The organism is uncultured Maribacter sp. (assembly GCF_947496775.1).
GTDB lineage: Bacteria > Bacteroidota > Bacteroidia > Flavobacteriales > Flavobacteriaceae > Maribacter_B.
The window spans coordinates 59,508-84,372 of record NZ_CANMDU010000008.1 but is presented as its reverse complement, the minus strand read 5'-3'; the positions used below and the strand labels follow the sequence as shown (position 1 = coordinate 84,372).

General features: G+C 31.9%; 19 protein-coding genes and 2 pseudogenes. 15 read left to right on the top strand and 6 right to left on the bottom strand.

The annotated features are described in order from the left end of the window. Nucleotides 1-71 precede the first annotated feature (71 nt). The 3 genes from Q0856_RS13195 to rfbF are packed head-to-tail and all read right to left on the bottom strand — an operon-like array spanning nt 72 to nt 2,782. Complete coding sequence (locus tag Q0856_RS13195; RefSeq protein ID WP_298505758.1) at nt 72-959, bottom strand: NAD(P)-dependent oxidoreductase; 888 nt, start codon at nt 957-959, stop codon at nt 72-74. Nucleotides 960-965: 6 nt separating this feature from the next. Next, nucleotides 966-2,030 (bottom strand): CDP-glucose 4,6-dehydratase, encoded by a 1,065-nt coding sequence (gene rfbG / locus Q0856_RS13190; RefSeq protein WP_298505755.1) that lies wholly within the window; start codon nt 2,028-2,030, stop codon nt 966-968. Beyond that, nucleotides 2,015-2,782, bottom strand: coding sequence for a glucose-1-phosphate cytidylyltransferase (gene rfbF / locus Q0856_RS13185; protein ID WP_298505753.1), 768 nt, complete (start codon nt 2,780-2,782; stop codon nt 2,015-2,017). The genes rfbG and rfbF overlap by 16 nt, the downstream gene beginning before the upstream one ends. A 254-nt stretch (nt 2,783-3,036) precedes the next feature. Between rfbF and Q0856_RS13180 the strand changes: the two genes are divergently transcribed. The 3 genes and pseudogenes from Q0856_RS13180 (at nt 3,037) to tnpA (ending at nt 5,749) form a co-directional block, all read left to right on the top strand. Then, on the top strand, nt 3,037-4,335 hold the full coding sequence (locus Q0856_RS13180; RefSeq protein WP_298505750.1) for a carbamoyl-phosphate-synthetase: 1,299 nt from the start codon (nt 3,037-3,039) through the stop codon (nt 4,333-4,335). 18 nt (nt 4,336-4,353) lie between these two features. Beyond that, nucleotides 4,354-5,127: an SDR family oxidoreductase gene (locus Q0856_RS13175; protein ID WP_298505747.1), complete on the top strand. Its 774-nt coding sequence runs from the start codon at nt 4,354-4,356 to the stop codon at nt 5,125-5,127. A 221-nt stretch (nt 5,128-5,348) separates the two neighbouring features. After that, nucleotides 5,349-5,749 (top strand): annotated as a pseudogene (gene tnpA / locus Q0856_RS13170) (IS200/IS605 family transposase). 67 nt (nt 5,750-5,816) lie between these two features. Here tnpA and Q0856_RS13165 read toward each other — a convergent pair. Then, nucleotides 5,817-6,491, bottom strand: a complete 675-nt coding sequence (locus Q0856_RS13165; protein WP_298505745.1) for a NeuD/PglB/VioB family sugar acetyltransferase — start codon at nt 6,489-6,491, stop codon at nt 5,817-5,819. A 663-nt stretch (nt 6,492-7,154) separates the two neighbouring features. Here Q0856_RS13165 and Q0856_RS13160 point away from each other — a divergent pair. The 12 genes and pseudogenes from Q0856_RS13160 (at nt 7,155) to Q0856_RS13105 (ending at nt 21,743) form a co-directional block, all read left to right on the top strand. After that, entirely contained in the window at nt 7,155-9,161 is a 2,007-nt protein-coding gene (locus Q0856_RS13160; RefSeq protein ID WP_298505742.1) for a hypothetical protein, read from the top strand. Nucleotides 9,162-10,350: 1,189 nt separating this feature from the next. Then, nucleotides 10,351-10,839 carry an acyltransferase gene (locus Q0856_RS13155; RefSeq protein ID WP_298505740.1) on the top strand — a complete coding sequence of 163 codons (489 nt, stop codon included), beginning with the start codon at nt 10,351-10,353 and terminating at the stop codon, nt 10,837-10,839. Between the two features lie 213 nt (nt 10,840-11,052). Next, entirely contained in the window at nt 11,053-12,261 is a 1,209-nt protein-coding gene (locus Q0856_RS13150) for an O-antigen ligase family protein (protein ID WP_298505738.1), read from the top strand. Beyond that, on the top strand, nt 12,245-13,681 hold the full coding sequence (locus Q0856_RS13145) for a lipopolysaccharide biosynthesis protein (protein ID WP_298505736.1): 1,437 nt from the start codon (nt 12,245-12,247) through the stop codon (nt 13,679-13,681). Before Q0856_RS13150 ends, Q0856_RS13145 begins: the two co-directional genes overlap by 17 nt. 4 nt (nt 13,682-13,685) lie before the next feature. Further along, nucleotides 13,686-14,780 (top strand): glycosyltransferase, encoded by a 1,095-nt coding sequence (locus tag Q0856_RS13140; RefSeq protein ID WP_298505734.1) that lies wholly within the window; start codon nt 13,686-13,688, stop codon nt 14,778-14,780. A 468-nt stretch (nt 14,781-15,248) separates the two neighbouring features. After that, nucleotides 15,249-15,542: pseudogene (locus Q0856_RS13135) on the top strand (CatB-related O-acetyltransferase); the annotation flags it as partial. A 49-nt stretch (nt 15,543-15,591) separates the two neighbouring features. Beyond that, on the top strand, nt 15,592-16,734 hold the full coding sequence (locus Q0856_RS13130) for a glycosyltransferase (protein ID WP_298505731.1): 1,143 nt from the start codon (nt 15,592-15,594) through the stop codon (nt 16,732-16,734). Between the two features lie 55 nt (nt 16,735-16,789). Further along, nucleotides 16,790-17,794, top strand: coding sequence for a polysaccharide biosynthesis protein (locus tag Q0856_RS13125; protein ID WP_298505730.1), 1,005 nt, complete (start codon nt 16,790-16,792; stop codon nt 17,792-17,794). 2 nt (nt 17,795-17,796) lie between these two features. Next, nucleotides 17,797-18,234: a hypothetical protein gene (locus tag Q0856_RS13120; protein WP_298505729.1), complete on the top strand. Its 438-nt coding sequence runs from the start codon at nt 17,797-17,799 to the stop codon at nt 18,232-18,234. Beyond that, nucleotides 18,235-19,368: an NAD-dependent epimerase/dehydratase family protein gene (locus Q0856_RS13115; RefSeq protein WP_298505726.1), complete on the top strand. Its 1,134-nt coding sequence runs from the start codon at nt 18,235-18,237 to the stop codon at nt 19,366-19,368. 24 nt (nt 19,369-19,392) lie between these two features. Next, nucleotides 19,393-20,526, top strand: a complete 1,134-nt coding sequence (wecB, locus tag Q0856_RS13110) for a UDP-N-acetylglucosamine 2-epimerase (non-hydrolyzing) (protein ID WP_298505723.1) — start codon at nt 19,393-19,395, stop codon at nt 20,524-20,526. Between the two features lie 20 nt (nt 20,527-20,546). Continuing rightward, complete coding sequence (locus Q0856_RS13105) at nt 20,547-21,743, top strand: glycosyltransferase family 4 protein (RefSeq protein ID WP_298505721.1); 1,197 nt, start codon at nt 20,547-20,549, stop codon at nt 21,741-21,743. A 158-nt stretch (nt 21,744-21,901) separates the two neighbouring features. On the opposite strand, the gene Q0856_RS13100 is transcribed toward Q0856_RS13105, so the two are convergent. Both Q0856_RS13100 and Q0856_RS13095 read right to left on the bottom strand, forming a co-directional pair. Continuing rightward, nucleotides 21,902-23,185 carry a nucleotide sugar dehydrogenase gene (locus Q0856_RS13100; protein ID WP_298505962.1) on the bottom strand — a complete coding sequence of 428 codons (1,284 nt, stop codon included), beginning with the start codon at nt 23,183-23,185 and terminating at the stop codon, nt 21,902-21,904. Nucleotides 23,186-23,189: 4 nt separating this feature from the next. Continuing rightward, nucleotides 23,190-24,518: a UDP-glucose/GDP-mannose dehydrogenase family protein gene (locus tag Q0856_RS13095; RefSeq protein ID WP_298505718.1), complete on the bottom strand. Its 1,329-nt coding sequence runs from the start codon at nt 24,516-24,518 to the stop codon at nt 23,190-23,192. Between the last annotated feature and the right edge of the window lie 347 nt (nt 24,519-24,865).

Genomic DNA, 24,865 nt, shown 5'->3' with positions numbered 1-24,865 from the left:
CGGTATTATACAAAGTTTTAAGAACTGCACAAATTTTTTCACTAGCGCAACAAAAGCAGTAGAATAAACTATTAGATTGATGTTTGATTCAGGGTCCGCAAAAGACCTTGATTAAGTGTGTAATTTGGTTTCCACCCCCAGGAGGTAAGCAAGTTAGGTATGGCTTTTGCTTCCATAATTTCATTTTCCCGATAGGGCAATTTTCCAAATCGAAGTTCAGTCTCGGTATTTCCGGATACCTCCTTAAGAGTCTCTAGAAAATAACGTAGCGTATGGGATGAACCAGTGCCTAAATCTGTTTGAGTATAAGCGGTTTGTAAATCATCAAATCTATTTAAAGTCAATTCAATGGCAGACACTACATCTTTTATATAGATAAAATCTCTTTTTTGCTCACCAGGGGTCAAGTCGATAAAAGGTGTTCTTTTTTTTATAGTCTTTACCATATTGGTAACGAACTTAGAATCTGAATCGCCAGGTCCATATGGGTGGTATAAGGTAAAGTCGATTACTTTACAGGTGTTAACTTTATTTGCTATAAGTCGAAGCCATTCGGAACATTGCTTTTTAGATAGTGCGTAATCTTGCAAATAGTTATATCCTTTGCCTTGGGTGATGAAACTTCCAATATTAATGAATGCTTTGGAGTTGTATTTTTGCGATAGTTCTAGTAGGTGTACTGGTAAATCAACATTTACATCAAGCATACTGGGAACAGACTCCTCGGTTCTCCCGTATTTAGTTGCTGTGTGAACAATTCCGACAGGTCGGTATTTGTCAAAAACTTCGTTTAGAGATTCATCGGTACTGCATAGTGTTATCTGCCCAGTTCTTAGGCGTTTAAGGTTTTGAGGGGATCTAACTAAGCCAATGATATGATAGGTTTTGCCTAATTGTTGGACTAGGTGGTGACCTAAAAAACCATCGGCTCCAGTAATAAAAAGAGATTGTTTCTCCATATTAAATTAATGTTGAAGGAATTCCTCTATTTGCTTTTGACAAAGTTCTAAGGCGTCTTGCCCTTCGGAAAAAGCTTTATACCAATCTACAATTTGTGTTACAGTTTTTTCCATGCCCCACTTAGGCTTCCATCCTAATTCTTGTCGAGCTCTAGAAATATCTAAACGCAATAAACCTGCTTCATGAAAAGTATCATTGCCTTCAATTTTATACGAAGCTGATTCCCCCCATGCTTTACAAACTTTATTAATAAGAGATTCCACCGTTCTAATATTGTCATCTTCTGGACCGAAATTAAAACTCGTTTCTGTTTTTTTGTGAGTAGATAATTTTGATATAAGATGTAAGTACCCACCTATGCAATCTAGAACATGTTGCCAAGGCCTCACAGCTTTTGGGCTTCTTATTACCACCTGTTCACCAGATTGGATAGACCTAATAAAATCAGGTACTAATCTATTAGCCGCCCAATCACCTCCTCCAATAACATTTCCTGCTCTTGCTGTAGCTATTATCGTACTGGAATCAGTAAAAAAAGAATCGCGATAGGATTGTGTTACTAATTCGGAACAAGCCTTACTGTTGGAATAGGGGTCGTGCCCTCCTAAAGTATCTGTTTCGCGATAGCCCCAAAGCCATTCGTTATTTTTGTAAACTTTATCCGTGGTAATGTTTAGACAAATATCTACATTGGGCAATTGACGAACTACCTCAAGTAAATTTGCAGTTCCCATTACATTGGTCCCATAGGTATATAAAGGGTTTTTATAAGATTCCAGAACCAGAGGTTGAGCAGCCATATGGATTACTATTTCAGGATCCGCTTTTTTCATGGCATCTTGTAAAGCGGAAAAATCCTGAATATCCCCAATATGAGAGTATATCCTTTTTTCTAAGCCAGCAGAATCGAACAGGTTTTGTTCTTGATCTGGGGAAAGCGCGTAACCCGTTATTTCAGCTCCAAGAGCTTGAAGTAATAGGGTCATCCATGAACCTTTAAAACCAGTATGTCCGGTTAAAAAAACTCTTTTTCCTTTAAAAAAATCATCATATGCTACCATGTTTTCCATTTTGCTGTATTGTTGGATAACATTTCTTCTAGTTGGTTTTTGTCTCTAAGAGTGTCCATCGGTTTCCAAAAACCTGTGTGTTTAAAGGAGTAGAGTTCTTTATCCTCTGCCATCCTTTCTAAGGGTTTTCTTTCAAAAATGGTGGAATCATCATCTAAATAATCCAAAACTTTAGGGTCGCAAACAAAGAAACCACCATTAATCCAGCCTCCATCACCTTTGGGTTTTTCTAAAAACTGACTAATACGATCTCCTTCCATTTTAAGGGAACCAAATCTCCCATCAGGTTGCACAGAGGTCATGGTAATACAGCCAGAATGACTTCTATGATATTCTTCTAAGGCTTTAATATTTACATCAGATACTCCATCGCCATAGGTAAGCATAAAGGGCTCATCTCCAATATACTTTTTGGCTCTAAGTATTCGCCCACCAGTCATGCTATGCATACCGGTATCCAGAAGAGTAATCTTCCAGGGCTCTGATTTATTATCATGAATTGTTATTTTATTTTCTGCCAAATCCACAGTAACATCAGAATTATGCATAAAGTAATTGGCGAAAAATTCTTTTACTACATACCCTTTGTAGCCTAATAGAACAACAAATTCATTAAAACCGTAATGAGAATACATTTTCATAATGTGCCATAAAATTGGCTTTCCTCCAATTTCAACCATAGGCTTCGGCTTCAGGTGTGTTTCTTCAGAAATCCGTGTTCCAAGCCCACCGGCTAACAATAAAACTTTCATTTTTTATAAATAATATTAAACGTTAATTCAAAGCATAATCTTTGAACAATATCAAACTTATAATAATTCATATTATTGCATGATGTTAATACAAATCTAATTCCTTTTTTTTATAAAAGTTCATCTGTTCATCTCTTTTTTTTGAAAAATAAGTATCTTTGCCGAAAAGTATAATTTGGTTAACGGAAGACTTTTTAGACAACAACTTTGAACTAAGCTTTTTTTATTTAAATAATCCTATTCATTTATAGTATATGCAAAAAAAACTAATAATACTTGGTGGAAATCCTGAGACAGGGGTTTTGGTTGATATTGCCGAGTCTATGGGTATTTATACCATTGTTATCGACCCTAACCCCAATGCTCCTGCAAAAAAAAATGCTTCAGAAACTTACGACATAGATGGTTTTGATATTGATAAAATAGTAAGTGTTGCCAAGGAAAAAAAAGTAGATGGAGTTTTAGTTGGAGTTGCTGATATTTTGGTAAAGCCATATAGAGAGATTTGTGAGAGGTTGAATTTTCCTTGTTACGCTACAGAAAAGGCGGTAGAAGCTTTTTGTAGTAAGGATGGATTTAAGCGGTATTGCGAAAAGTATGATATTCAGGATATTCCAGGAATTTACTTAACCAAGGATTCTGAAATTGTAAAACCGCAAAACATTAGTTACCCCTTAATAGTAAAACCAGTAGATAGTGGAGGTGGGGTTGGAGTGAAGATTTGTAGAAATAATGAAGAATATATTGCTACGGTGGAAACCGCCTTAAAATATTCGAAGAAAGGAGTGGTTTTAGTAGAAAAATATATGGATACTAACTGTGATGACATGGCCGTATATTATACCTTTAGAAACGGTATTCCTTATCTTTCGGCTACTTTTGATAGGCAGCTTACAAGACTGCAAGGTGATTCAAGTCCTATTGCTTTAGGTACGGTATATCCGTCTAAGTTTACAGAAAAGTTCGAGAAAGAGGTTCATCCTAAATTGTGTACAATGTTTGAAGGCTTAAATATAAAAGCCGGAGTGCTCTGTATTCAGTTTTTTGTTGAAAACGAAGAGTTCTATATTTATGACCCTGGATTTAGATTGCAAGGCGAAGCTCCGCATATTCATCTGGCTCATGTTAATGATTTTGATCATCGAAAAATGCTTATTAATTATGCTTTAACAGGTGTTTTTGGGGAAGACGATTTTTCCCAAAAAAACGATTTTATGTTTCAAGGTAAAGCAGCTTGTTCAGTTTGGGTTCTCTTAAAAGGAGGAAAAATTGATTCAATTGAAGGGTTAGATGAAATGAAAGGACATGAGAATGTTCATTTTGTCGTAGAACGATTTCATGAGGGTGATATTGTAAAGGAAGAGTTTATTGGTACCGAAAGACAGGTCTTGTATAGAATTTATACAGCTGGGGATTCAATTCTTGAGGTTAATCAGACGATTGAAGACATACAAAATTTACTAAAAGTTACGGATTCTAATGGAAATGATATGGTTTTAGAATGGTTAAAACCATGGAATACGAAAGAATATAGTTTTAATTTGAAAAATTAATTGATATAAATAAAATATATGATAAATAATATTTTAGACTCTTTTGGTCTAGAGGGGAAAAAAGCAATAGTTGTTGGTGGAGCAGGAGATCTTGGGAAAGCAATGGTTGAGGCAATATCTCAAGCGGGAGCCCAAACGGTTGTAATTGATTTTGATGAAAGAGTGTTTGGTATTTGTAAAGATTTAAGAAATGATGGTCTCAATGTGAGTCCTATAAAGGCGGATGTCAGTAAAATTACAGAGATTAAAGAATCTTATAAAAACGCATTAGAAATACTTGGTGGCACAATAGATATTTTAATAAACTCTGCTGGTATTCAAAGAAGATATTCTAGTGAAAATTTTCCGGAAGATGAGTGGAGTAAGGTTATAGCAATAAATTTAGATGCTATTTTTTACTATTGTAAATATGCGGGTAATACTATGTTAGAAAATGGTGGAGGTAAAATTATAAACATTGCATCCATCATGAGTTTTTTAGGAGGTATTACTATTCCTGCCTATGCTGCCTCAAAAGGAGGTGTTGCGCAATTGACCAAAGCTTTATCAAATGATTGGGCTGCAAAAGGAATTTGCGTAAATGCTATCGCTCCAGGGTATATGGATACACAGTTAAATACAGCCTTAATAAACGACAAAAAGAGAACAGATGAGGTGTTTAATAGAGTTCCGATGAAAAGATGGGGAAATGGGGAGGATTTAAAGGGGTTGACTGTTTTTTTGGCTTCTGCTGCTAGTGATTATGTTACCGGTACTGTTATTCCTGTAGATGGAGGTTATTTAGCCAGGTAAAAGTAGCATCTAAATTTGATGGTGTGAACTACGAACATTATTTTGGATTGAAAATTTGGTTTAATGTATTAAAAGTTTTGATTTATTGGGGTAAATAGAGTTTTGTTAGTTTTAAAAAAGTAGTTAAAACTTGGACTATAGTGCCTTAGGTCTTAACTTCTAAAAAGACTTAGCTTTGGTTTACAGAGGGATAAAGGGCTAATGAACATAGTGTTTCGAGATTGATAGCTCACTTAGTTTTGAGTACAAAATATCGTTATTCTGTTTAGAAAGGAGATATTTGGATTAGTTGTCACGCAATATTAATACAAGTATGTGACGCTGAAGCTGTTGAGGTATTGAAGGGAGTTGTCTTCAAAGATTATGTTTATATGTATATAGAATATGGTTCTTCTATGAGTTTGAGTTATTTGGTTAAGAAGTTAAAGGGAAGAAGTTCTGGTAAACTTCAGAAAAAATGCGCTGTGTTGAAGTTTAAATATAGGGTCGTCATTTTTGGAGAATAGGTTATGGTTGCTCGAGTACAAGGGCAAATATAACTGATGAAATGGTACATCAACATGTGGAACATCATAGAAAATCAGACGATGGGAAAAGCATAAATTTCATATTAGAACTATGACCTTTGGGTTACTTTAATTACCAGCCCGAAAAATATGGACTTCAAGTCCATAGTGGTTCATTTTATTTTATGTCATAACAAGGTTGTCAGCCATTGCTTTATTTTGGGTATACTTTATTATTTTCCCTGGATTCCCGACAACAACTGCATAATCGGGAATATCTTTAATAATTACGGCGCCAGAGCCAATAATAGAATCCTTGCCAATAATTTTCACCCCAGTAGTTATAATTGCACCTATACCAGAAAAGGCTCTTTTCTTTAAAATAACATTTGCACCTATGTTGGCTCCAGTAGCAACAAAAGTACCTTCTTGAAGAACAGTATGATGAGCAATTTTAACTCCCATGCTAATAATAACAAAATCGTCAACTTTGGTATGTGGCATTACTATTACTCCTGGAAGTATGTACGATCCATTACCAATTTTCACATCTTTGTTTATTATAACGGAGCTATGAATAAAATTTGGAATTTCAAAGCCTTTGTTTTGCAATTCTCGTAAGTATCTTGTTCTTGTTTTGTTATTTCCAATTGGGCAAAAAACTTGATGTATTTTTTTTTCATAGTTATTTTTTAATAAATCGTTAAAATTACCAAGAACAGGTACACCATGGATGATTTCGCCTTTTTTCTTTTTATCGATATCAAAAAAACCGATTATATTATAGCCCTGCTCTATTAAATAAGTTAAAAATACTTCGCCATAAGAACCGCTACCAAGTATTGCTGCATTTTTCATTGAAATCTTTTAGTGTAGTTGAAAAAAAAGTTTTTGTTCAATTTTTTAGTTAGTCGCGGCAAAAGTAGTCATATTTTATTTTTTATTGGCTTAGTATATTTTATTATGATTGCTTTTTTTCGTTCGGAATAAAAAAATATCTCTAAATGAGGGGAGGGTATAATACATATACATGTATATATATTATACCAAAAATCAAATTCAAATTTTGTTCGCAAGAAATGGTATTTCTGGTATTTGATTGTGTTTAACCTTTTAGTTATAGATTTTAAATCGTGTCATTACTTTTGTTCTATACTATAGAAGGATAAGTATTATAGTGTGTAAGGAAAATAGCTATAGGTTAATAGTCAGCCTAAAAATATAAGTTAAGTTTCAATTATAATAGGTTATATTTTTGAATAAAAATAAAGCTCTTACTATTTTATAAAATTGGGATGTTTTTTAGGGTAATTAGAAAAAAAAAGTTGCATTTCATCGAATAAATGAACTTCTTAACGTCCAAAGATTGCTTTCTGCCCGTACAAGCTAAGTACTTGTTTAATGAAAATTAAGAAAAAAGTGCATTTCATCGAAAATATTGAAGTTTATATCGATGATCTTTAAAATTTAAATATTTTTACAACCCAAATCAGTAATGCTTTTAAGACAGACCTACAAATTATGAAATACTCCCGAATTAATTTTATATCCATGTCGCCGTTATTCTTTCTTTTTATTTTAGTGTCTTCATGCTCTAAAGATTCCGATTTATTAACGGATTATGTGCTAGCAGATTCAACAGATAGTAAAGAATTGGGGCTTATTGCTGTAAATGATAGTTATTTTTCTGTGCCAAATTCAAGTACTGTCTTAGATGTTTTAGCAAATGATAATATAGAAAATGGGCAAGAGGTTGAAATTGTAAAAACATCTAACCCCATAAATGGAATTGTTGTTATAAATAGTAACAAAACCTTAACCTATATTCCCGCTGATGCTCCGGAGACTACAACTACAGCTGCACCGGATACTTTTACATATACTACACAAGTGACTGATAACGGGAATGCTACAACCCAGCAGGCTACAGTTACCGTTAATACAGCTACCCCAACTTCTGGAGAAAATGTATATTATGTTACTACTTCTGGAAAGGGTACTAATACGGGTAAAAGTGAGGCTGAATCTTGGAGTATCGCTCATGCGTTTGCTAATGCTGTTGCGGGTGATATCGTATATGTGAAAGCCGGTAATTATGATAGTCCTATACTTACAACAGTTCGGAATGGTACAGCTGCAAGTCCTATTAAATTTATTGGTTATAAAAATACCCCTGGTGATATTATTAGCGTTAACAGACCAACATACACAAAGGCTATGTTTGATGCAGATAATACGGTATTGGACGGTGTTGATATGCCTTTATTTAATAACGATAGGGGCTCAGATTTAAATCCAGATTCTACAGACTGGGCTATACGTATAAGTCACAATTATATTCACATTGAGAATATTAAATCACAATATTATAGATATGGTATTATATCAAATAATAATTGTATTGGTCTTACTATAAAGAATTTTATATCTAATGAAAATGGAGACTGGGATCCAAATGGTGCTGGTTATGATTTACCATATTCAACGAGTAATTTAACCGGTCAGGGAATATATTTGTTAAATGTTAGTGATTCTTTTGTTTACAACTGCTCGGTTTTTAATGCAGGAGCGGCCGCTTACTTTACTAGTAATGTTAACAATGTTTTGATAGACGGATGTGAAGCTTATAGTACTAAGACAGGAAACGCAAGTGATTATTTATTTGATTTGGCAGGCTTTGTTAATTCTACATTACGTAATTATTACGCATATAGGGAAGATTTAGATACTTCAAAAATGCACTTATCAAGAGCTGTAATGCTTCAATTATATTCTTCTGGTAGTGTTATTGAAAATGGTACCCATGTAAATACACGGACGCAGGTTTCTACATTTTCGGATAATAATATACTTAGAAATATAAATGTAATTGGAAACGGTAAAGCTAATCAAGGTAATATACAGGTGTCAGGTGAAAGTGATAATAATGTATTTTATAATTGGACTATTGATGGTACAGAAGGTATACAATTTGTTGGAGAAGCTGATTCGCGATCTCCAGGGAATAACCCTGCATTTTCAGGAAATGATAACTACTTTATTAACTTTAAGATAACAAATGTGCCAGCTGGAACTGGCAATGCTGTTTTTAGTTTTCATAGATTAAGTTTTTCTCAAAAAGATCCGGGGGGAACTAACTATGTAGTTAATATGACAGCTGATAAATCTGTTGCATTAGTAAATACAAATACAACAGGAACTTTAAATATTTATAATAGTACATTTAGTAATGTTACTAATTACGATACTTTTAGTACAAGTGGAGGGGCAACAGATGCTTTAGTGCAATTAAACTTTACAAATTGTAATTTCTATAACAATGGATTTTCTACTCCTACAGATGATGCTGAAAGAACCTTAATAAATACTAAGGCATTAAATCCTTTATTTAATGCTGATTATACTTTGCAATCGGGAAGCCCTTTAATAGGTGCTGGAATGGATGTAAGTGGAATACATTCAGAAGCTGCAAAAGACATTTTAGGTAATATAAGATCGTCATATGATATAGGAGCTTATGAGTATTAATTTTGTTTTAAATGACTATTTTTTTAACAAATAACTAGTATTATATTTTGTTTGGGTAATGAAAGCTTGTCAAATTGATTATCCAAAGATTTTTGGAAGCTAATTTTCATAAAAAGGTGTAATCTGATAAAAGTGACAAGGGTTAAAATGTAGTAACAGTTGTTTTTTTAAAGAAAATGGACTGTGTCTTATATAGCTAACTAATAACGTTTCCTTCACAAGATAGTATGGTGATAATGAAGTTTTATTTATTCTATATTTCTTCATGAGAACTTTTTCGTTTTGTAGGTAGTTTAAGAATAATTCTTTTTTAGACTATGAAGAAAAGTAAACCTAAATAGATAATGTTTATGCTTTGTAAGTATGATTGGAGAATATAAGTAGCGGATATCTTATCTATTGAGAGAAAGTGGGTTAATGCGGTTCTTTAAAGATGGAATTGCGAATAGGGCGGTATTGATATCTGGAAACTAAAGGAAATGAGTTTCCTTTAAGAAGAGAATCATAGTTTGATGTAAATATGTGCTAATCTAGATATTGATTTAGAAATCTAAATGATATAGACAAAACGACTTTATCCTTGTGAGTGCAGATAGTTAGTTTAAATAGTTGTCAATATTAGAAATTTTATATGAGTCGACCTACAAAGTGTTACAAGTCTTGAAAGGAATATATAGAGGTAATAACAAGTTAATTAGGCAAAGTGAAATGAGTATTATACTGTCTAATCGAATAATATGCTATGTATGCGGAGGTTTGTATAAAAGAGAAAAGATACTAAGATGCTCTGAGCTTCTATTTCTTCAGGAATTTTGAAGAAGTGTAATCACAATCCGCTTGTCATAGGGGAGTTATAATGGTAATCATTCTCTGGAATTCTTAGATAGGGAGATTTTGAAAAATATTCTGTTAACTTATATCTTGCGTAAAGAAGTTGTAGCTCAAGGGTTTCTTTAAAATTGATTAATTTGTTCTTTTAAATCTTTTATTTAATTTATTAATGTTTTTATAAAAACGAAAACGAAAAACACTTCGTATGTTCCTAATTCAATAGTATTAATTTAGTTAATTATAATAGTTTTTTTATAGTATATTTTATTTTTTGATCATATTTGTCAAATAAATATTGATTTAAGATAAGATTATGAAAATAGTTTTTTTTGCACTATATCGGTTTTTTGGTTATTACTTGCCTAAGTCAGCTACACCGTTTATTGGGAAGTATTGCAAAAAGATTCGTGGTGTATTATGTTCACATATATTTAAATCCTATGGAAAAAATATAAATATTGAAAAAGGAGCTAAATTTGGCTATGGCGCAAATATCATAATAGGTAATAATTCTGGAATAGGAATAAATGCTTCAATTCCACCGAATACGATTATTGGGGATGATGTAATGATGGGGCCAGAGTGTATAATATATGCTTCAAACCATCAGTTTTCAGATTTGTCTATCCCTATGAATAAACAAGGGCACTCTCCAAGTAAACAAACATTTATAGGGAATGATGTATGGATTGGGGGAAGGGTCATTATATTACCCGGAAAAAAAATAGGGAATGGGGTTATTATTGCAGCTGGAAGTATTGTGACGAAAGATTTGGAAGATTATGGTATCTATGGGGGTAATCCAGCTAAGTTAATTCGTAAAAGATCTTCTGAGTCATTAGTGTAATTTGTAAAATACAAAGTGGTTATTATAGTTAATGAAAATTAAACATTTTTTAACTAGTTAAGATTTTCATCTCCATTACAACTCCTAAAATTATTAAAAAAGATTCCAATTTTGGATATTTTCCGTTAATCGGTTTTCTGTCCAATTTGAACCATTAAATGTTCAATCGAAATTATTATAGCTATATTTGCGTAAAATTAAAACGTTGATTTCTTGAAAAAAAAAGCTTTCCTGGATTTAGAAGGGGTTATACTATTTGTTTTCATAATTTTTAATGTAGTGCTTGGGAAATATTTAGGTGAAATTTATCAACAATTCGCCACATTACTTTTGCTTCCAGTATTAACTATTTTAAGTTTACAAAATGTTTTTCACCAAAGTAGAGGTAGTGCTGGTAGTACAATTTTAATGTACTTTGTGGTTCTTGTTTTATATGCACTTATCGGAGTCTATTTTTTGGAGGATTATACCCGGTTTTCTGATGAATTTAGGAAAATGATTTATACTTTAATGGCAAGTATTTCGGCTTATATATTAGTTAGAACTAAAGGGCTTGAAAATTATATTCATATTGGTTTTGTTGTTTCAATTTTGTTACTTATTTATATTGCATATATAAATGGAAATTATCTTTTAGAAGGCTTTGCTAGCTTAAAAGGAAGAAGGAATCGATTCTTGTTTAATGCGAATTATTACTCTTATTTAAGTTATTTTGCAAATATCTCAATTCTCTGTATCTATGTCAAAAATAAATCGAAAGTGGTGTTTATTTTATGCATGATTTTGCCTATTTTGTTTTTAGTTCTTGCATTTGTTACTCAATCTAGGTCTGGATTGTTATTTGTTTTATTGATAAACGTAACTTTTTGGTTTTTAATAGACAGGCAAAAGGGTGGGCAGTCTTTTAAACAAATTTTTCGATTTATATTAATTTTTGGGCTAAGTATAGTTTTTATACTTAAGCTAATTGATACATACTCAAATTCTAATATTGCAAATAGAGTATCTAATTCTGCTGAAGATAGTAGAAGTGTACTGGCAAAAGAAGGTATGGAGGTTTTTTCGGAGTACCCTTTGACTGGAGTTGGACTAGGGCAGTTTCCTCTATATACTCCACTACGACAGTTTACTCATAATTCCTATGCAGAAGTTCTTTCAGAGCATGGTATTATAGGGGGCATATTACTTATATTATTATTATTCACGCCATTTTTTAGAAGTATTGTTCTCTTGAAAAAATCAAAGGATTCAATGTTGAAACTTCTTTTATTATTTTTCTTCACTTTTATTCTATATAATAATTTTTACGTTTTCTATAAGTTTCCCTACGCAATGTTATATTTTTTTATGTTTGTTGCATTATTGGAAAACGAGTCTTTAATTGTAAAAAACAAATTTTCCGAAAATGTCATTGAGAAATAAGGCAATAAGTGGTTTTGGATGGACTGCTTTTGAAGGTGTTTTTGGTCAAGGAGTAATTTTTCTGGTTGGGGTTATCTTAGCAAGATTGCTTACTCCTGAAGATTTTGGAATTATAGGTATTATTACAGTTTTTGTTGCTATAGCTAGTTCTTTGGTGGAAGGAGGGTTTAGTGATGCTTTAATAAGGAAGTCAAATGTAAACAGCAAGGATTATAATACTGTTTTCTACACGAATCTTATTGTGAGTATTGGTATTTACATCATAATCTACGCATTCTCAAATAAAATTGCTGATTTCTTTCATGAAGATATTTTAGAAGAAATACTAAAATATTCAGGAATAATAATTATTATAAATGCTTTTACTATTATACAAAATTCAATTATAATAATTCAATTAAATTTTAAGATTTTATCTATAGTAAAAATCATTTCATCAATTTTAAGCGCTATAGTTGCGATTTATATGGCTTATAATAACTTTGGTGTATGGAGTATGGTGGCTTTGTCTATTTTGAGACCTTTAATAGTGTGTATATTACTTTGGGTTCTCAATAGTTGGAGGCCTTCATTTGTATTTTCCAAAAGTAGTTTTAAAGATTTGTTTAGTTTTGGGTACAAAATATTAATATCAAAATTGATAAATACCATATATAAAAACATATACTATTTCTTAATTGGGAAGTATTTTTCTCCCGCGGATCTTGGGTATTATACTAGAGCTGATCAATTTCAAAGGCCTTTTTCAGTGAATATTACTCAAGCCATATCAAGGATTAGTTATCCGATATTAGCTACTTTTCAAAAAGATCTTTTAGGGTTAAAATCTGTGTTTCGTAGATTTCTTAGATATAGTGTACTTTTAAATTTCACTATAATTCTTATGATTGCTGCAATGGCCAAACCTATTATTTTACTAACAGTTGGAGATAAGTGGTATCCGTCCATATACTATTTACAGCTTTTGTGTATTCCTGGAGCTTTATATCCTTTACAGATTTTAAATATCAATCTATTGACATCCCTTGGCTACTCTGATTTAATGCTTAGGTTAGAAGTAATTAAGAAGATTATTTTAATACCATTATTGCTTAGCACAGTTTTTATCAGTATAGAAGCTATGCTGTATGGTTTAATACTATTTTCAATAATAGAATATTTTATCAATAGCTATTATGCCAAGAAATTGATTTCATATTCATTATTGGAACAAATTAAGGACATAATCCCCTTCCTTATAACTCCAGTTGTTATGTTTGTTGTGATGTTTATAATCTCAAAATTTGATTTTTCTTTGTTATTAATGCTAGTATTACAAATTTTTGTAGGCCTAGTTACCTTTTTATTGATTAATGAAAGACTACAATTAAAGGAGTATATAGAGATTAAATCGAAGGTAATATCAATAGTTAAAAAGTAATTTTATGAGTTCCGTTGTAAAGAAAAAAAATATTGGGTTTTTAATGGGGAGACTTGCTGAAAGAGGGGGTATTTCTAGAGTTACTTCAATTGTAACTCAATCTCTAGTCAATACTGAACTTTACGAAATACATATTTTCAGTTTTCATCCAAGTAATAGAGACGGTTATGAATGGTCAAATGAAATAATATATCATGATTTGTTGAGCGATAGGCTTTCAATGAAGAAAGGAATAATAAAGGCGAGTTTTAGACTACGAAGCCTTCTACGCCAAAATGACATCTCCATACTAGTTAGCTGCGGTCACCTCGTAGGTCCTTTAGGGGTTATTAGTTCCTTATTCAAAAAAAGTAAATTGGTTTATTGGTCTCATTCAAGTTTTAAAGGTGAAAAGCATTTTTTTAAAATGTTTAATGAAAAATTTACTTCATTTTTTTCTGATACGGTAATTACGCTAACAAAATCTGGCAAAAAGGACTATGAGAATAATACTCTAGCAAAAAAAGTTGTCCAAATTTACAATCCTATTGACAATAAACTTACATCTAGAAAGTTATCTTATAGCGCGGATTCAAAAAAAATACTAAGTGTAGGAAGAATTACCGATTCTAAAAATTTCGAATCATTATTATTAGAAGTAGCTTCTATTGTTTTAGTGAATCACAAAGATTATACTTGGCATATTTTTGGTTCAGGAGAATTGGAGGAGGTGTTAAAGCAAAGAATTATTGAAATGAAACTTACAGATCGAGTTATTTTCGAAGGCCACACTTCGAATATTTATGATGTTTATCAACAACATTCGATATTAGTAATGACTTCGTCATTTGAGGGATTTCCTATGAGTTTACTTGAAGGAATGGCGAATGAACTACCTCTTGTGAGTTTTGATGTGCCTACAGGGCCTAGTGAAATAATCCATAATAGTATAAATGGTTTTTTGATAAAACCATTTGATACTGAGGAGATGGCTAATAAAATTTCCTTTTTAATAGATTCTAGAAAAACTAGAGTTAATTTTTCTAGAAATAATCAAAACTTTATTCAAGAATTTAAACTTTCCAATATTTTGGAGCAGTGGAAAAATGTTTTAAATTAATACTAATAATCTGTAAAAAGATATCATTTTGATGCTATTGTTGGTTTTTACGAATGATATATTGGCTAATGAGATTATTGCTTTTTTCTATCAAATATTATATTAAACTAAAAAATGAGATACCTATATTATATAGCTTCAATTTTTTCTTATAAAAAATTGTTCTACAAAGACATTTCGTTCCTGTCCTATTGGGATAAAGATTCAACTTTTACCAATGTTAGCAAATTGGGGCCTTTCGTAAGATTACTTAAATCCAATATTGGAAAATATACAAGGGTTAGTAAAGGCTGTTCTTTATTGTATACTACAGTTGGTAATTTTAGTTCATTTGCTGACAACGTGCAATTCGGAGCAGGAAGACACCCGATAACGCATGGCTCTACCAGTCAATTATTCTATAATCGAAACTCATTGTTTAATAAATGGGTAAAACCCATTAAGTATGAACAGAATCGCCCTATTAAGGTAGGTAATGATGTGTGGATTGGAAGCAAGAGTCTTATTATGGGAGGGGTAACTATAGGAGATGGGGCAGTGGTAGGTTCCAGGTCCTTAGTTACAAAAAATGTACCTCCTTATGCCATAGTGGGAGGTGTTCCCGCCAAGATAATAAAATACAGATTTGACCAAGAAACAATTAAGCGATTGTTGGAAATAAAATGGTGGAATTTTACGGAAAATGAAATTGATGAACATATTGGTTTCTTTAGGGAGTCAAAAATTGATATCAATACATTAAATAAGTATTTCCGCGAATAAACTAGAGTAAATTGTTGTCTCCTGTTTTAAATTAAATCAGTTTATTGTTATGAATTATAAAGTTGCAATGATTCCTATGATTTCTCCATTATATAGGCTTTACATATGGGAAAAAATGAATAGTCTAGAAAATATGGATTTTGTTTTCTATTTGGAAGCTAAAAATACGCACAGTAATATTGAGTATATTCCAGTTGACACCTTAAATGAGAAATTCAATTGGAATGAAGTGAAGAATATGTTTTTTAAGAAGCAGTTTTATTGGCAGAAAAATGTAGTGAAAACAGCATTCGAAAAATATGATGCTTTGATATTTAGTGGAAACCCTAGAGGAATATCTACATGGATTACAAGTATATTGGCAAGGATGAATGGCAAGAATGTATATTTTTGGTCTCATGGTGCGTACGGTAAGGAGGGCAAAATAGAAATGTTTATCAAAAAACTTTTTTTTTCCATTCCCAATGGTATTCTATTATATGGTAATCACTCAAAGAAAATTTTGGAAGCAAAAGGGATTGAATCAAATAAATTAAAAATAATTTACAATTCCTTGGATTACGATTTTCATAAAGAGCAAAGATCAAAAAAAATAGAAAAAGGAGTGTTTAAAAATTATTTTAATAACGATTTTCCTGTTCTACTGTTTATCGGTCGCCTAACGGCTCAAAAAAAATTGCATCAGCTATTTGAAGCTTTGAAATTGATTGAAAGTGATACTCTTAGATTTAATATTGTGTTGATTGGTGATGGTGATGAAATGGAAAAATTAAAGATTCTCTCGAAAACAATAAAATCGCAGACATGGTTTTATGGCTCCTGTTACAATGAGTCAGTCTTGTCGGATTTAGTGTACGAAGCAGATTTGTGTGTTTCGCCAGGTAATGTAGGTTTAACTGTAATCCATTGTTTTAGTTACGGAACCCCTGTAATTACCCATGATAATTTTGCTTACCAAATGCCAGAGGCCGAGGCAATCCTTCCTGGTGAAAACGGAGATTTTTTTAAGATGAATTCAATTGAGGATTTAGGTGGCAAGATTAGTACATGGTTTAATCCTAATAAGCCCAAAAATAGAAATAATATAAGAGAAAACTGTTATAAAATAATAGATGAGAAATATAACCCATATTATCAATCAAATTTAATAAGTAAAGTTTTAGAACATGATTTAGATAAATCAAGGAAATAATTCTTAAAAAAAATAGTTATTAAAAGAAAATAAAAAAATTAACAAGGCATATATTATGTTTAAAGATAAAACATTACTTATTACAGGCGGTACAGGGTCCTTTGGGAATGCTGTATTAAACCGTTTTTTAGAAACTAATATTAAAGAGATTCGCATTTTTTCTAGGGATGAGAAAAAGCAAGATGATATGCGTAATACACTAAGGAATGAAAAAATAAAATTTTACATAGGAGACGTAAGAGATTATAAAAGTATTGCTAAAGCAATGAAAGGCGTAGATTATGTATTCCATGCAGCGGCTTTAAAACAGGTGCCTTCTTGCGAGTTTTTTCCTTTAGAAGCCACTAAAACAAATGTTTTTGGTACTCAGAACACAATCGATGCGGCTGTTGAAAATAATGTAAAACGTGTTATTTGTTTAAGTACAGATAAGGCTGCTTACCCTATTAATGCAATGGGAATAAGTAAAGCGCTAATGGAGAAAGTTGCTGTTGCAGCTTCCCGTAATATTCCAGAGGATAATACTATTGTTTGTCTAACCAGATATGGTAACGTTATGGCTTCTAGAGGTTCTGTAATACCATTATTTGTAAAACAAATAAAAGAAAAAGCACCGTTGACAATTACAGATCCAAATATGACTCGTTTTTTGATGTCTTTAGAAGATGCTGTGGACTTGGTGATATTTGCTTTTACACATGGTAATCAAGGAGATTTATTTGTTAATAAGGCTCCGGCAAGTACCATAGGAGATCTGGCAGAATCAATAAAAGATATTTATAAGGCGGACAATGAAATAAAAGTTATAGGAACCAGGCATGGTGAAAAGTTATATGAAACACTTTGTACTCGCGAAGAAATGCAAAAAGCAGAGGATATGGGAGAATTTTACAGAATTCCTGCAGACAATAGAGACTTAAATTATAGTAAATTTTTCTCAGAAGGAAAAGAAGATGTAAGCGTTATTGAAGATTATCATTCCCATAATACTGAACAGCTAACCAATGATGAGCTTAAGCAAACCTTATTAAATCTAGATTTTATTAAGGAGAATTTGTAGTTATGAAAATTACAAATATTCAGGGCGATGCCCATAATGATGAAAGAGGGAAACTCGTTTTTTTTAATGAATTTTCTATGGAACCAATAAAACGATTTTATGAAATTAACCCTAGTAATACAACAAGCATAAGAGCTTGGCAAGGGCATTTGTTAGAAACTAAGTGGTTTTATTGCAGCGCAGGGTCATTTGTTATTCATTTAATAGCGTTAGATAAAGAAGGAAATTTGAGACCTGACTTATTAATAGAGCGTTTTGTATTGAGTAGTGCTAACCCTCAAATATTGAAAACTCCTGGTGGTTATGCATCTGGTTTTAAGGCAATAGATGAAAATTCTAAATTACTTGTTTTTTCTGACGTCACTTTGTCAGAATCCATGGGAGACGATTATAGGTTTCCGGAAACAGAATACAACGCCAATTGGCATAAAAAAATATAAATGAAAAAAGTAGGTATAACTGGTCAAGCAGGCTTTGTTGGAAACCATCTATATACAACCTTATCTTTAGATGATACTATTGAATTAATACCGTTTAATCGATCATTTTTTGAAAACACCAAAAATCTTGAAAATTTTGTAAGCTCGTGCGATGTTATTGTTCATTTAGCAGCCATGAATCGCCATGAGGATGCTAATGTTATTTATGCAACTAATATAGCATTAGTAGATAAATTGATTGCGGCTTGTGAGGCTACAAATGTAACTCCGCACATTATATTTTCTTCTTCTTCGCAAGAAATAAATGATAACCTATATGGAAAATCAAAAAAAGAAGGGAAAGAAAAATTTATCGCTTGGGCGGATAAAAACAACTCTAAATTTACATCTTTGACGATACCTAATGTTTTTGGTCCTTTTGGTAGACCCAACTACAATTCGGTTGTGGCAACATTTTGCCATAAAATTGCACGTGGAGAAGAACCTACTATTATAAATGATTCGGAAGTTGGTTTAATTTATATTAATGAATTAGTAGCACTGTTTATAGCTGTAATTAAAAATACAGAAAATACTATAAGTCTTAGTAGGACAAGTTCTGAGCTAAATATAAAGCCTAATCATTACAAAAAAGTATCCGAAATATTAAATCTTTTAAAAAGATATAAATCGGACTATATGGAAAACGGAATTTTCCCAAGTTTAGAAGCTGCTTTCGAAAAAGCGCTATTTAATACCTTTAGGTGTTATGTTCCTGAGACGCATTATCCTGTGAAATTTACTAAGCATACGGATCCCAGAGGAAGTTTTGTTGAAATAGCAAGAACGCAGACTAGTGGTCAATTTTCTTTTTCCACAACTGTACCAGGGATTACTAGAGGAAATCATTTTCATACTAGAAAAGCAGAACGTTTTGCTGTTATAAGTGGTAAAGCACTTATACAATTACGTAAAATTGGTACAGATGAAGTAATAGATTATTATTTAGACGGTAAAGAGCCTGCCTATGTAGATATGCCTATTTGGTACACACATAATATTAAAAATATAGGAGAAGAAGAATTAATTACATTGTTTTGGATAAATGAGCCGTATAATCAAGAAGATGCGGATACATATTTTGAAAATGTTTAAAAATAATTAGATACAGATAATATTTTGAAAAAATTAAAAGTTTTTACCGTTGTTGGAACAAGACCAGAAATAATTCGTCTTGCTTGTGTTTTAAATGCCTTAGATGCTAACGAAGCAATAGAACATATACTAGTTCATACCGGACAAAATTATGATTATGAACTTAATGAAATTTTCTTTGAAGATTTAGGGATAAGAAAACCGGATCATTTTTTAAATGCAGCAGGAAAGAATGCAACAGAGACTGTAGGGAATATTTTAATTAAAATAGATCCGTTATTAGAAGAGATTCAACCCGATGCTTTTTTGGTTTTGGGAGATACAAATTCTTGTCTATGTGCTATTCCTGCTAAAAAAAGAAAAATTCCTGTTTTCCATATGGAGGCTGGTAATCGTTGTTTTGATCAACGGGTACCTGAAGAAACTAACAGGAAAATTGTTGATCATGTTTCTGATGTTAACCTTACATATAGTGACATTGCAAGAGAGTATCTATTAAGAGAAGGCTTGCCGTCAGATAGAATTATTAAAACTGGTAGTCCTATGTTCGAGGTTTTAATGAAATATAAATCTAAAATAGAAGCCTCGAATGTTTTAGAAAAATTAAAACTGGAACAAGAGAAATATTTTGTGGTTAGCTCTCATCGAGAAGAAAATATAAGTAATCCTAAGAATTTTGAAGGACTTATTACCTCTTTAAATTTAATAGCTAAAAAATACGACTACCCAATCATAGTGTCTACACATCCAAGAACGCGAAATATGTTGGATGCAAAAAAACTAGATGTTCATAAAAATATACAATTTCTAAAACCTCTGGGTTTTTCTGATTATAATGCCTTACAATTGAATTCGTTTGCTGTTCTGTCGGATAGTGGAACAATATCTGAAGAATCTTCTATCTTAAATTTTAGAGCCTTAAATATTAGGGATGCTCATGAAAGACCAGAAGCTATGGAGGAAGCTTCGGTAATGATGGTAGGTATGAATCCTGAACGTATATTGCAAGGACTGGTAGCTTTAGAAGCTCAAAAAACAAATCCTGAACGTAACTTTAGACCAGTGGGAGATTATTCCATGCCCAATGTGAGTGAAAAAGTAGTTCGTATTATTGTCTCTTATGTAGATTATATAAACAGAGTAGTTTGGTCAAAATAATTGTACGATAAAATAATAGTATGAAAAAAATAATTTTCCTTGCTTTAGGTTTTCCGGATGTATCCAAATTTACGGGGCTGTATACCGATTTAATTCAGGAGTTTCATAAAAATGGTCATGATGTACTTGTAATTGCTCCTGCAAATAATAAAAAGGATATAGGTTTACGATTAGAAGGTGGCGTTAAGGTCATTCGTGTTGCAACCTTGCCTCTTTTTAATGTCGGAATTGTAAAAAAGGGGATAGCAAACATTTTATTATCTTACCAATATAAAAAAGCTCTAAAAAGAAATAAAATAAAATTTGATTTTGATTTGGTCTTGTTGGCTACACCACCTATTACCTTAACTAAAACCGCAATATGGATAAAGAAAAAATCTGGTGCTAAATTATACTTAATCTTAAGAGATATTTTTCCTCAGAACGCTGTGGATCTTAAAATGATGAAAAAAGGAGGGCTTTTATATTCTATTTTTAGAAAAAAAGAATTAGAGCTTTATAATGTTTCTGATAGTATTGGTTGTATGTCTCCAGCTAATGTTAGTTATATAGAGCGTCATAATCCAAAATTGAACATTAGTAAATTACATTTATTGCCTAATTGGGAGTACCTCCCTAATTATAATGGAATAACAGCTTCAGATGAATTGTTGTTAAATTATGGAGTAAAAGACAAGTTTATAGTCATTTTTGGTGGCAATATAGGAAGGCCACAAAAAATGGAAAATATTATAGAGTTAGCAAATAGCTGTAAAGAATTTAAGGATATAGTTTTTTTTATTATTGGTTCCGGAACAGAAAAACAAAGAATTAGTAATCTTGTTAAAGAGTTAAAATTAAAGAATGTAATTCTTGAAAATAAAATCCCAAAAAATGATTATAATGATTTGTTACGATTAGCCGATGTTGGTTTAATTTCCTTGAGTGAAGATTTTACTATCCCTAACTTCCCTTCTAAAGTATTGTCTTATTTTGGTAATAAAATACCGGTATTGGCCTCTGTTGATTTACAAACAGATTTTGGAATAATTTTAGAAGAAACTAACTCTGGATTATGGGCGGAAGCTGGAAAGACTGCTTTATTAAAAGATAAATTAATGCAACTTTATAATAATCCTGAATTACGTAAAAATTTAGGGGAAAACGGCTATAATTATATGAAAGATAATTTACAGCCCAATAATGCTTATGAGACTATAAAAACTCATTGTTTATGATTAAAATTTTAGTTTTTGCTCAAAATATTACTAATCTATGAATTGGGATGATGGTATTTAGATAGGTGATTGATATTCTGACGTTTTTTGAGTTAAATAATGTAAGAGGTTTTAACAAACAGTTCTGTTAAATTTGCGAAAACATTTATAAGTTAATATTAAAGTCTACCATCCACTTTTATGGGTAATATTCCTTTTACATCATAAATAATACCATTGTTGGTAAGCATAGATTTTAGGTCTAATGAGATAAATTCGTTATGTGCAACTGTTAGGATAATAGCATCATATTTGTTTCTTTTTGGTAATATATTATTTGTAGTTAAATCGTATTCTTTTTTTACTTCTTCAGGAGATGCCCATGGGTCGTAGATAGTTATGTTCGTATGGTAACTTTTCAGATTGCTTATAACATGGACAGATTGGGTATTCCTAACATCGGGGCAGTTCTCTTTGAAAGTAATACCAAGAATTAATATATTACTTCCTTTTACTTTGATGTCTTTTTGCACCATTAGTTTAACTATTTCTGATGCCACATATTGTCCCATACCATCATTCATGCGTCTACCCTCCAGAATAATCCCGGGGTGATAGCCATACTCTTGAGCTTTTTGTGCTAAATAGTAGGGGTCTACACCAATACAATGACCACCAACTAATCCAGGTTTAAATGGAAGAAAATTCCATTTTGTTCCGGCGGCTTCTAGGACATCATGCGTATCAATACCCATTAAATTAAATATTTTGGCTAGTTCATTCACAAAAGCAATATTAATATCTCTTTGAGAATTCTCTATGACTTTAGATGCTTCCGCTACTTTTATGGATGTAGCTAAAAATGTTCCAGCTGTAATAACCGACTTGTATAACGTATCTACTTTTTGCGCTATTTCAGGAGTGGAACCAGAGGTTACTTTTAGTATTTTTTCAACTGTATGCCTTTTGTCGCCTGGGTTTATACGTTCAGGAGAGTAGCCTACAAAAAAGTCTTCATTAAATTTTAGACCACTTACTTTTTCTAATACAGGAACGCATTCATCTTCTGTAACACCTGGATACACGGTAGATTCATAAATTACCGTGTCTCCATTTTTTAATACTTTACCAACCGTTTCGCTCGATTTGTAAAGAGGTGTTAGTATTGGTCTATTGTTACGATCCACTGGTGTAGGTACCGTTACAATATAATAATTGCAATCTTCTAGAACTTGAGAGTCATTGGAGCAATATAAACCTTTCTCCATTTTTGGAGTCTTTTGAAGTACAGCTTGTAAAACACTGTCTGTAACTTCTAAAGTGTTATCAGAACCATTTTGTAACTCCTTTACTCTGGTTTCATTAATGTCAAAACCAATTACAGGGTATTTTTCTGCGAAAAGCCTTGCTAGAGGTAGTCCTACATAACCAAGACCAATAACGCCAATTTTTAGTTTTTTCAGAATTTTATTTTTTACCTATTTGGAAATATTCAAAACCAAGTTTTTTCATGCGAACATCATTATATTGGTTTCTACCATCAAAGATAATAGGTTTATTTAATTGTACTAATAATTCATCAAAATCAGGAGACCTAAATTCTTTCCATTCTGTTAAAAGAATCATGGCATCTGCATTTTTTAATGTCGCATACTTAGAATTCATATATGTAACACCTTTTACATCTTTTAAATAAAAGTGTTGCGCTTCCTCCATGGCTTTTGGGTCATACGCATTGATTTTAGCACCTCTTTTAACCAATTCTTTGATAATGTAAATAGCCGGAGCTTCTCTCATATCATCTGTTTCGGGCTTAAAGGATAGCCCCCAAACAGAGAAAGTTTTTCCGGTAAGATTTTCCCCAAATCTGTTAATTACCTTTTTCGCAATTACTAGTTTTTGTTTGTCGTTAACATCTTCCACAGAAGAGATTAATTTTGCGGTATAACCATGTTCTTCTGCTGTTTTCTTTAAAGCTTTAACATCTTTAGGGAAACAAGAACCACCGTAACCACTACCAGGATAAATAAAGCTGTAGCCTATTCTACTATCAGAACCAATACCAATACGTACTTTGTTAACATCTGCGCCGACTAATTCACAAATATTCGATATTTCATTCATGAATGAAATTTTTGTGGCTAACATTGCGTTGGCAACATATTTTGTCATTTCTGCAGAACGGACATCCATGGTTATTACACGGTCTGCGCTACTTCTAAAAAATGCAGAGTATAAAACTTTCATTTTTTCAGTAGCCTCTTCGTTATCAGAACCAATAACAACTCTATCGGGTCTCATAAAATCGTTAATAGCGTCTCCTTCTTTCAAAAATTCGGGATTTGAAACTACATCAAAAGTTATGTCCAGTTTTCTTTTTTCTAATTCCTCCTGAATAGTCTTTCGAACTTTGTCCGCTGTTCCAACAGGAACCGTAGATTTGTCAACTATAATTAAGCTATGGGTCATATTTTGACCTATTTCTTTTGCTACTTGTAATACATATTTTAAATCTGCAGAACCATCATCTCCCATTGGAGTGCCAACAGCTATAAAAGCAATATCACATTTTTCTAAATTATCCGACAATTTGGTGCTAAAACGTAAGGTTTTGTTTTCGAAATTGCGAGATACCATCGTATCTAAGCCAGGTTCATAAATAGGAATAATGCCATTCTCTAAGTTTTTGATTTTCTTTTGGTCTATGTCAATACAGGTAACGGTGTTACCCATTTCTGCAAAACATGTACCACTTACAAGGCCAACATAGCCAGTTCCAATTACTGTTAAATTCATTTTTTTAATTATTTAATAATATTCCAATACAACAAATAGATTAGTTCAATTTCTTTCTAATACTCTAAAATTGAATTGTATACTCAAATAACTCCTTAATTTTGTTTATTGAAACTAAGGGTTTTGAATGTACATTGAAAGATTAGGAACAGAACTAATTTTTACTGTTTTTGGGTTATATTTTTCAAAATTTTATTTTAATAATATATGTTTTTTTAAAATTTTTGGTCTTCTTTTAAACGAAATTATAAACGGTCTTATGTATAATATTATTGCTTTCGGTTAGCTTTAGTAATACTCTTTATGCCATTTTATATATTCACTGATTCCGTAGTCAATTGTCGTTT